Source organism: Actinomycetota bacterium, assembly GCA_036280995.1.
GTDB lineage: Bacteria > Actinomycetota > CALGFH01 > CALGFH01 > CALGFH01 > CALGFH01.
In genome coordinates, this window is record DASUPQ010000578.1 from 1 (window position 1) to 8,351 (window position 8,351).

An 8,351-nucleotide genomic window follows, 5' to 3' on the forward strand; every position below is an offset into this window, starting at 1 on the left:
GGTGCCCGGCGGGGCCTACCGAGTCAACGACGCTGAAAGACGTGCTTACAGCAACAGTTCGTGGTGCCGGGAAGGCCCCCGCGTCAGTCTTATCAACGGGCTCTCTCGCACCAAGGAAAGCCGAGCTTGGCCGGGCCACCCGATTCTCATCCCTCGTGGCGGCCCCAGGCCATGGGGGTCTTATCAGGGTTCTGCACCCGGGCTTGTTGCTGCAGCCCGGCCGGCTGCCCCCCGACAAGCGAGCCCCGCCTGGGCGGTCGCCTTGTTCGGGGGAGCCCTGGCGGGGTCTGGGCCAGGGACAGCCCCTGTATGGACGGGCTGTCCCTGGCCACCGGCATGGTGCGTTGCCGAGGACCTGGTCCTCGGGTCCCAGGACTCCTTAGATCGTCCTGCCGCGTCTGCCCGTCACCGAGGCCGCGATCATGACGAGGACGGCCGCGACGATGATGCTGATGATCCACCGGATCCAGTCGATGCCGCGCGTCGCGTCAACACCGAGCGCTGCCGCGAGGTAGTAGCCGATGAGCACGCCGCCGATCCCGCAGACAATGGTGAGCCAGAGCGGAATGTTGTCGCGGTCGCCTGGCGCGAAGAACTTGCCCAGCAGGCCGATGATGATGCCTGCGATGATCACACCGATGATGTCCACAGCGACTCCTTTCACCGATTGGGGACGGTTGATTCCCCGGCATCACGGAGTCCCCGTCCGATCGAGGGCTCAATCCTGCAAAGGGATCATTGCACAACTGAGGTCGCGGACGCCGGGGGGGATGTGGTGGGCAGGGACGGGATCGAACCGCCGACCTTGCGGTTTTCAGCCGCACGCTCTACCGACTGAGCTACCTGCCCGGGGACCGGGGCTTGGGGCCCCGGTCGAGCGGTCCCGACGGGATTTGAACCCGCGACCTCCGCCTTGACAGGGCGGCGAGCACAGCCAAGCTGCTCCACGGGACCACGCATGGTGGTCTTCCTGTGCCCCCAGCGGAGTTCGAATCCGCGTCGCCACCTTGAAAGGGTGGTGTCCTAGGCCACTAGACGATGGGGGCCCGGCTCGGTTGCGGGGTGGGCCGCGTCGGCCTCGAACCGACGACACCCCGGTTAAAAGCCGGGTGCTCTACCAACTGAGCTAGCGGCCCACGACAGAGCGCGCCGATGGTGCCATCGCCACCGGCGCCCTGTCAAAGGATACCGCGCGGCCACCTCCAGCCGGGCGTGGTCGGATGTTGCGGCGATGGCCGCTGGCCTGGAGATGTCGTTGTGCCACAGGGCGCGGCCGGTGCAGGCGCCCCGGTGGTGCCGGGCCGACTTGCGGGCCATGGCGAGCGAGTGCGAGCGGGGGGACCCTTGAGCAGGTTGTTACTCGGCCGCTTCGCGCTCGGCCCTGGCCTGGTCCGCCGGCAGCAGCTTGTAGCCGACGCCGCGGACCGTGGCGATCATCGACTCGTGCTCGGGGCCGAGCTTGGCCCGGAGGCGGCGGACGTGCACGTCGACGGTGCGGGTGCCGCCGAAGAAGTCGTAGCCCCAGACCTCCTGGAGGAGCTGGGCCCGGGTCGAGACCCGGCCCGGCCGGGCGGCCAGGAACCGCAGCAGCTCGAACTCCTTGTAGGTCAGGTCGAGCGGCCGCCCGCGCAGGCGGACCTGGTAGGAGACGGGGTCGACGACCAGGTGGCCGACCCGGATGGCGGCGTCGGGGTCGGCCACCACCGGACGCTGGGTGAGCAGCCGGACCCGGGCTTCGACCTCGGCCGGGCCGGCGTCGGGGAGCACGAAGTCGGAGGCGCCCCAGTCGCGCTGCAGCCCGGCCAGGCCGGCCTCGGGCATGACCACCAGGATGGCCAGGTGCTCGCCCCCGCCGCCGCGCAGGCTGCGGCAGAGCGCCTGGGCGCGCGACAGGTCGCGGGTGGCGTCGATCACCGTCAGCTCCTTGGCCGCGGCCGCGGCCAGGCTGGCGTCGTCGAGGGGCAGCGTGGCCACCGGGTGCGCCAGGTACTCCAGGGCGGGGAGGACCTCCTTCGCCCCCCCGGCCCGGCCGGTCAGGCAGGCGAGCTCGGCCACCCGATCTCCTCCGAAGCTGGGATTCGCGGCCGCCAACACCGAACAGCCGCGCACCCTACCATAGCGGCATGGTGAGGATCCGACTGTTCGCCGCCCTCCGGGAGGCGGCCGGGGTGCCCGAGGTCGAGGCGCCGGCGGCGCCGCTCCAGACCATCCTCGACGACCTCGGCGACCGCTTCGGGGAGCGCTTCGTGGCCGTGCTCGGCTACTCGAGCGTGCTGGTCGACGGCGAGCGCTGGCGCGACCCGGCCGCCCCGGTCCCCGACGGCGCCGAGCTGGCCCTGCTGCCGCCGTTCTCCGGGGGCGGCTGATGCGCAAGCTGCTGATCGCCGTCGTCGTGCTGCTCCTGCTGGGCGCCGCCGCCGACTTCGCCGCCGCCCGCGTCTTCGAGGACCGGGTCACCGAGGCGCTGCAGCGCGAGTACGACCTCGGCCGCCGGCCGGTGGTGCAGGTCCGCGACGTCCCGTTCCTGCCCCGCCTTCTGACCGGGCGGTTCTCGACCATCGACGTGGCCGCCACCGACGCCTCGGCCAAGGGGATCAACGCCGCCCAGCTCCAGCTGACCCTCCACGGCGTCGAGGTGCCGCGGGAGGTGCTGCTGGGCGAGCCCGGCCGGGTCACCGTCGAGCGCGCCGACGGCACCGTCGAGCTGACCGAGGCCGAGGTCAACCGGCTGCTGGCCGACCGCCTCCAGGGCGGCGCGCTGGCCATCGAGGAGGACGGGGTCGAGGTCCGGACCCAGGTCCCGTTCCTCGGCCAGACGCTGGACGCCCTGGTCGCCGGCGAGCTGGGCGCCCGCGACGGCCAGGTCACCTTCACGGCGGAGGAGGTCCGGCTCGGTGACCAGGGGGCGCTCGACCCGGCCCAGGCCGACCTGCTCGCCTCCCGGTTCACCTTCCAGGTGCCGCTGCCGGAGCTGCCGGCCGGGATGCGCCTGGAGCGGGTCGAGACCCGGCCGGGGACGGTGGTGCTGAGCGGCCGGGCGGCGTCGGTCGGGGTGGCCGCCTGATACGCTGGCTGGCATGACCCTGGAGTTCTGGTACACGGCCCTGCTGGTCGCGATGCTGGCCGCCGCCGGCCTGTTCGCCGTGTACGTGGTCTACCGGCTGCTCAAGGACTGAGCGGCGGGACCACCGGAGAAAGGAAAGACCCAGGGAGTCGGCATTCCGCTGCGCGGCGCCACCTCGGTCGGACCAGGCCGAGGCTCCCTGGGTTCGGTGAGCTGTTTGGATTCCGGGGGTGATCCATTCCCCACGATCGAGGCTGAGTCGCCCTACCGGGCAGTCACCTCACGGGTCCGTACCGGTTCTGACAGCTGGACCACCTCCCTTCTCGTGTACGCCCAGTTAGCCACACGTGAATCCGGACCGCAAACGACTATGGCTACCATGGGGCCATGGCAGCACTGACCAGCATCGTCGACCGGCCGGACCTGGCAACGGTGGCCCTCGCCGGGAACGACGTGCTGCGCTACCTCCACGCCGTCTGCACCCAGCACACCCTCGACCTGGAACCGGGCGACGCCACCCAGGCGCTGCTGCTGTCGCCCAAGGGGAAGGTCGAGTTCGCCTTCCGGCTGGCCGTGCTGGACGAGGGCGTCCTGCTCGACACCGAGGCGGAGGCGGCCGGGGCGCTGGCCGAGCGGCTGGCCCGGTTCGTGTTCCGCCACGACGTGACCGTCGGCCAGCCGGTCGTGGGAGCCGCGTCCCTGCTCGGCCCCGGCGCCGGCGACCTCCTGGCCGCGGCCGGCCTGCCCGTCCCGGCCCCCGGCCGGGCCGGCGTTGGCGGCCCCGACCTTGTCGTCCACCACACCCCGGCCGGGTTCGACCTGGTCGGCCCGGGCGCACTGGTCGTCTTCGCCGCCCTGGAGCGGGCCGGGGCGGAGCGGCGCCCGGCCGAGCTGTGGGAGCAGGTCCGGGTCGAGCTCGGCCTGCCGAGGGCGGGCCGGGAGCTGACCGACGACGTGCTCGCCGAGGAGGCCGGGCTGCTCGGCTCCCACGTCCACCTGGACAAGGGCTGCTACCCGGGCCAGGAGACGGTGGCCAGGGTCCACAACCTGGGCCAGGTCCAGCGCCGCCTGGCCGGCCTCCGGTTCGAGCCCGCGGGCGCCGGGGACGGCGACGGCCTGCCCACCCCCCGGACCGACCTGGTCGCCGACGACGGCCGCCGCGCCGGCCAGCTCCGCAGCGTCGTCGACCACCCCCGCCTGGGCCCGATCGGCCTGGCCTACGTCCGCCGGGTGGTCGACAGCGGCCGCCTGGTCCGGGCCGGGGACCGGGTCGCGACGGTCGTGGACCTGCCCTTCCACTAGTCTGGCCGACCATCGCTCCCGCCGGCTCGGCCCAGGCGAGGGCTACCCGCCTGGCCAGTCAGGCCCTGATAGCCTCGGGGCTCCAGCGTCGGAGGCGGTGTCGGAGTCCAGGAGGCGGTCCGTGGAGGTCCTGGCCGAGGTCGAGCGGTCCGGGTTCGTCGAGAGCCGGCACCTGGGCGCGGTCGCGGTGGCCGACGCCGACGGCCGGCTGCTGGCCAGCGCCGGCGACCCGGACCTGGTCGTCTACCTCCGCTCCACCGCCAAGCCGTTCCAGGCCCTGGCCGTCCGCGCCCTCGGGGTCGAGCGCGAGCTGGGCCTCGGCCAGGTGGCGCTGGCCGGCGCCTGCGGCTCCCACAACGGCGAGCCCGACCACGTGGCCTCGGTCCGCAAGGTCCTGGAGGCGGCCGGCCTGGACGAGACGGCCCTGCGCTGCCCCCCGGCCCTGCCCACCGACCGGACGGCCCGCGCACGGGTCGACGGCCCGGCGGCGGTGTACCACAACTGCTCCGGCAAGCACGCCTACATGCTCGCCGGCTCGGTCGTCCAGGGCTGGGCCCCCGAGCGCTACACCGAGCCCGACCACCCCCTCCAGGGAGTCGTCGGCGACACCCTCGGCGACTTCGCCGGCGTCCCGATCGAGCACGTCGGCGTCGACGGCTGCGGGGTCCCCGTCCACGCCATGCCCCTGCGCGGCCTGGCCACCGCCTACGCCCGCCTCGGCGCCCGGGCCGCCACCGGCGAGGACGGCCCGGCGGCGGTGGTCGAGGCCGTCCGCCGCCACCCGTTCATGCTCTCGGGCACCGGCCAGCTCGACACGATCCTGCTCGAGGTCACCGACGGCCGCATCCTGGCCAAGGTCGGCGCCGAGGCCACCTACGGGGCCGTCGACCTCTCCACCGGCACCGGCCTGGCCCTCAAGGTCCTCGACGGCGCCCCCCGGGCCCGGGCCGCCGCCCTCCTGGCCGCCGTCCGCGCCCTCGACTGGCTCGACGACGGCCAGTGGGAGGCCGTCCTGCCCGCGGCCACCGTCGACCTCCACGGCGGCGGCCAGAAGGTGGGGGCCGTCCGCCCGGCCAGGCTCGACCTGGCCGCGCCGGACTGACCTCGGCGCCTGCTTGCAAAAGTTATACAGCAGGACTACCCTGGCTAGCGTCAGGAGGGAGGAACGACGTGCCGGCCGGGATGGACCAGCTGGGTGACGTGGGTCGCTACATCCGGGACCAGCGGCGCCAGGCGGAGCTGTCGCTCCGGAAGCTGGCCAGCCAGGCGGGGGTGTCGAACCCCTACCTCTCCCAGATCGAGCGGGGGCTGCGGCAGCCGTCGGCGAAGATCCTCAAGGACATCGCCAAGGCCCTGCGGATCAGCGCCGAGACGCTGTACGTGCGGGCCGGGATCCTCGACGAGGAGGCCGAGGCCACCGACCTGGAGGTCGGCATCCTCCGGGACCCCCACCTGACCGAGCGGCAGAAGCAGGTCCTGATCGACGTCTACCGCTCGTTCCGGGCCGAGCAAGCAGCCGACGACAAAGGAGTTCCCTGATGCCCACGCCCACCCCCAAGGACGCCAAGCAGGCCCTGTACGCCGTTGCCGGCGCGGCCGACCTGGCCGTCTCCACCATCCGGCACCTGCCGGCCGAGGCCGCCAGGATGCGCTCCCGCCTTCCCGGCGAGGCCGTCAAGACCTACGGCCAGCTGGTGCGCCGGGGCGAGACCCTGGTCACCGGGGTCCGCCGTTCCCGCCCGACCCGCCAGGCCACCGAGGCGACCCGGGTCGCCGTGTCCCGCACCAAGGCGGCCAACACCCGGGCCCGCAGCAGCGCCAAGGCCACCCGCACGTCGGCGAAGTCGGCCAGCACCACCGTGCGCCGCGCCGCCGCCGCCGACACCAAGGCAGCCAAGGCCGCGGCCAGCAAGGTCGGCGAGAAGTAACCACCGTTCGCCGGTAGCATGTGAGCACCCGCGGGTAGACGCCCGCGGGTGCTTCGCGTCACGGTCGCGGAGCGGGAGCGAGCCCAGGGAGCCCGGGTGGAGACGTTCGAGCGGCCGATCCGCCGGGTGGGGGTCCTCTCCGTCCACTCATCCCCGCTGGACCCGCCCGGGGTGGGCGACTCCGGCGGCATGAACGTCACCGTCCGCGCCCTGGCCGGCGAGCTGGCCAGGGCCGGGATCGAGTCGGACCTCTACACCAGGGCCACCTCGCCCGAGGACCCGCCGGTGGTCGAGGTCGAGCCCGGGGTCCGGGTGCTGCACCTGCCCGCGGGACCGCTCGAGCCCGTCCCCAAGCAGCACCTGCCCCGCTACCTCTGCGCCTTCCTCTGTTCGCTGCTGCGGGCCGGGGAGCGCCACGGCCCCTACGACGTGCTCCACAGCCACTACTGGGTGTCGGGCTGGGTGGCCCGGCTGGCCCGGGAGCGCTGGGACAGTCCGGTGGCCCACTCCTTCCACACCCTCGGGCGGGTCAAGAACCTCAGCCTGGCCGACGGCGACCAGCCCGAGCCCCCGGCCCGCCTGGCCGGCGAGGAGCGGGTGGTGGCGGCCGCCGACCGGCTGCTCGCCCCGACCCCGGCCGAGGCCCGCCAGCTCGTCGAGCTCTACGGCGCCTCCCCGGCCAAGGTCAGCATCGTCCCCCACGGCGTCGACCGGACCCGCTTCCACCCGGGCGACCGGGCCGCCGCCCGGGCCGCCCTCGGGATCGCCCACCGCCACGTGCTCGCCTTCGTCGGCCGGCTCCAGCCGCTCAAGGCGCCCGACGTCGCCGTTCTCACCCTGGCCGCCCTGCGCCGCCGGCGGCCCGACCTGGACACCGAGCTGCTGGTGGTCGGCGGGGCCTCGGGCAACGGGAGCGGCGAGCCGTCCCGCCTGGCCCGGCTGGCCGCCGCCCACGGGGTCGCCGACCGGGTCCGCTTCCTCGCCGCTCGGCCGCACGACCGCCTGGCCACCATCTACCGGGCGGCCGACCTGGTGCTGATGCCGTCCTGGTCGGAGTCGTTCGGCCTGGTCGCCCTCGAGGCCCAGGCCTGCGGCACCCCGGTGGTCGCGGCCGGGGTGGGCGGGCTGCTGCACGCCGTGGGCGACGGCACCACCGGGGTCCTGCTCGCCAACCACCAGCCGGACTGCTGGGCCGAGGTCGTCGCCCAGCTGCTGTCCAGCCCCCGGCGCCTGGCCGCCATGGGCGCCGCCGCGGCCCGCTTCGCCGGCGCCCACGGCTGGGACCAGGCGGCCGCCCGCCTGATCGAGATCTACGGCGACCTGGTCCAGGAGCCGGTGCTGGAGCAGATGGGCTAGTGCTGGCCATCCGCCGGGCCCTGGCCATCGGCGCCCACCCGGACGACGTGGAGCTGCAGGCAGGTGGGACCCTGGCCGCCTGGGCGGGGCGGGGCGTCCACGTCGAGCTGGCCTGCTTCACCGCCGGGGAGAAGGGCAGCGCCGACCCGGCGGCCGATCCGGAACGGCTGGCCGGGGTGCGGCGGGCCGAGGCGGAGGCGGCCGCGCGGTCCCTGGGGACGGCCGTCCCGGTCCACTTCCTGGGGGCGGTGGACGGCGAGCTCGAGGTCACCATGGCCCTGCGCCTGGCCGTGGCCCGGCTGGTCCGGACGGTGCGGCCCGACGTCGTCCTCGGCCACGACCCGTGGCGCCGGGACCTGCTCCACCCCGACCACCGGGCCGCCGGGCTCCTCACCGTCGACGGCGTGGTCGCGGCCCGCGACCCTCTCTACGCCCCCCAGCTGGCCGCCGAGGGCCTGGGTCCCCACCGGCCCCACACGGTGCTGCTGTTCGGCACCGACGCCCCCGACGAGCTGGTCGACGTGACCGTCACCATCGACGCCAAGCTGGCCTCGCTGCGCGCCCACGTCAGCCAGATCGGCGACCACGCCGACCTGGAACGGCGGGTCCGCACCTGGAACGCGGCCATCGGCGCCGGCGCCGGCCTCCTTTACGCCGAGGCCTTCCACACCCTCGACACCCGGGGCCGCTGACCGACCGGC

10 protein-coding genes and 4 tRNA genes are annotated in these 8,351 nt (G+C 74.3%); 8 read left to right on the forward strand and 6 right to left on the reverse strand.

What is annotated here, in order from left to right:
- Nucleotides 1-379: 379 nt before the first annotated feature.
- From VF468_19375 to VF468_19400, 6 genes are all read right to left on the reverse strand, one after another.
- Entirely contained in the window at nucleotides 380-649 is a 270-nt protein-coding gene (locus tag VF468_19375) for a GlsB/YeaQ/YmgE family stress response membrane protein (protein HEX5880452.1), read from the reverse strand.
- Nucleotides 650-773: 124 nt separating this feature from the next.
- Nucleotides 774-849, reverse strand: a tRNA-Phe gene (locus VF468_19380).
- Between the two features lie 29 nt (nucleotides 850-878).
- Nucleotides 879-954 (reverse strand) — tRNA-Asp (locus tag VF468_19385).
- A gap of 19 nt (nucleotides 955-973) precedes the next feature.
- Nucleotides 974-1,046, reverse strand: a tRNA-Glu gene (locus VF468_19390).
- A gap of 17 nt (nucleotides 1,047-1,063) precedes the next feature.
- A tRNA-Lys gene (locus tag VF468_19395) sits at nucleotides 1,064-1,136 on the reverse strand.
- 220 nt (nucleotides 1,137-1,356) lie between these two features.
- A complete protein-coding gene (locus VF468_19400; protein HEX5880453.1) occupies nucleotides 1,357-2,055 on the reverse strand; it encodes a response regulator transcription factor in 699 nt (232 codons plus the stop codon).
- A 68-nt stretch (nucleotides 2,056-2,123) separates the two neighbouring features.
- Here VF468_19400 and VF468_19405 point away from each other — a divergent pair, with 68 nt between their 5' ends.
- From VF468_19405 to VF468_19440, 8 genes are all read left to right on the forward strand, one after another.
- Complete coding sequence (locus VF468_19405; protein HEX5880454.1) at nucleotides 2,124-2,366, forward strand: MoaD/ThiS family protein; 243 nt, start codon at nucleotides 2,124-2,126, stop codon at nucleotides 2,364-2,366.
- A complete protein-coding gene (locus tag VF468_19410) occupies nucleotides 2,366-3,064 on the forward strand; it encodes a DUF2993 domain-containing protein (GenBank protein HEX5880455.1) in 699 nt (232 codons plus the stop codon). Before VF468_19405 ends, VF468_19410 begins: the two co-directional genes overlap by 1 nt.
- Before the next feature lie 387 nt (nucleotides 3,065-3,451).
- Complete coding sequence (locus VF468_19415; GenBank protein ID HEX5880456.1) at nucleotides 3,452-4,366, forward strand: folate-binding protein; 915 nt, start codon at nucleotides 3,452-3,454, stop codon at nucleotides 4,364-4,366.
- Between the two features lie 121 nt (nucleotides 4,367-4,487).
- Nucleotides 4,488-5,468, forward strand: coding sequence for an asparaginase (locus VF468_19420; GenBank protein HEX5880457.1), 981 nt, complete (start codon nucleotides 4,488-4,490; stop codon nucleotides 5,466-5,468).
- 68 nt (nucleotides 5,469-5,536) lie between these two features.
- Complete coding sequence (locus tag VF468_19425; GenBank protein HEX5880458.1) at nucleotides 5,537-5,905, forward strand: helix-turn-helix transcriptional regulator; 369 nt, start codon at nucleotides 5,537-5,539, stop codon at nucleotides 5,903-5,905.
- The gene (locus VF468_19430; GenBank protein ID HEX5880459.1) at nucleotides 5,905-6,294 is read left to right on the forward strand and encodes a hypothetical protein; all 390 of its coding nucleotides are present in this window, start codon (nucleotides 5,905-5,907) and stop codon (nucleotides 6,292-6,294) included. Before VF468_19425 ends, VF468_19430 begins: the two co-directional genes overlap by 1 nt.
- A gap of 96 nt (nucleotides 6,295-6,390) precedes the next feature.
- Entirely contained in the window at nucleotides 6,391-7,650 is a 1,260-nt protein-coding gene (gene mshA, locus VF468_19435; protein HEX5880460.1) for a D-inositol-3-phosphate glycosyltransferase, read from the forward strand.
- A complete protein-coding gene (locus VF468_19440; protein ID HEX5880461.1) occupies nucleotides 7,650-8,342 on the forward strand; it encodes a PIG-L deacetylase family protein in 693 nt (230 codons plus the stop codon). Before mshA ends, VF468_19440 begins: the two co-directional genes overlap by 1 nt.
- The last annotated feature ends 9 nt before the right edge of the window (nucleotides 8,343-8,351 follow it).

Excerpts from the sequence above, each read along its gene's own strand:
- VF468_19410 (HEX5880455.1), top strand. The coding sequence starts at position 2,366 with ATGCGCAAGCTGCTGATCGCCGTCGTCGTGCTGCTCCTGCTGGGCGCC.
- VF468_19415 (HEX5880456.1), top strand. The coding sequence starts at position 3,452 with ATGGCAGCACTGACCAGCATCGTCGACCGGCCGGACCTGGCAACGGTG.
- VF468_19405 (HEX5880454.1), top strand. The coding sequence starts at position 2,124 with ATGGTGAGGATCCGACTGTTCGCCGCCCTCCGGGAGGCGGCCGGGGTG.
- VF468_19430 (HEX5880459.1), top strand. The coding sequence starts at position 5,905 with ATGCCCACGCCCACCCCCAAGGACGCCAAGCAGGCCCTGTACGCCGTT.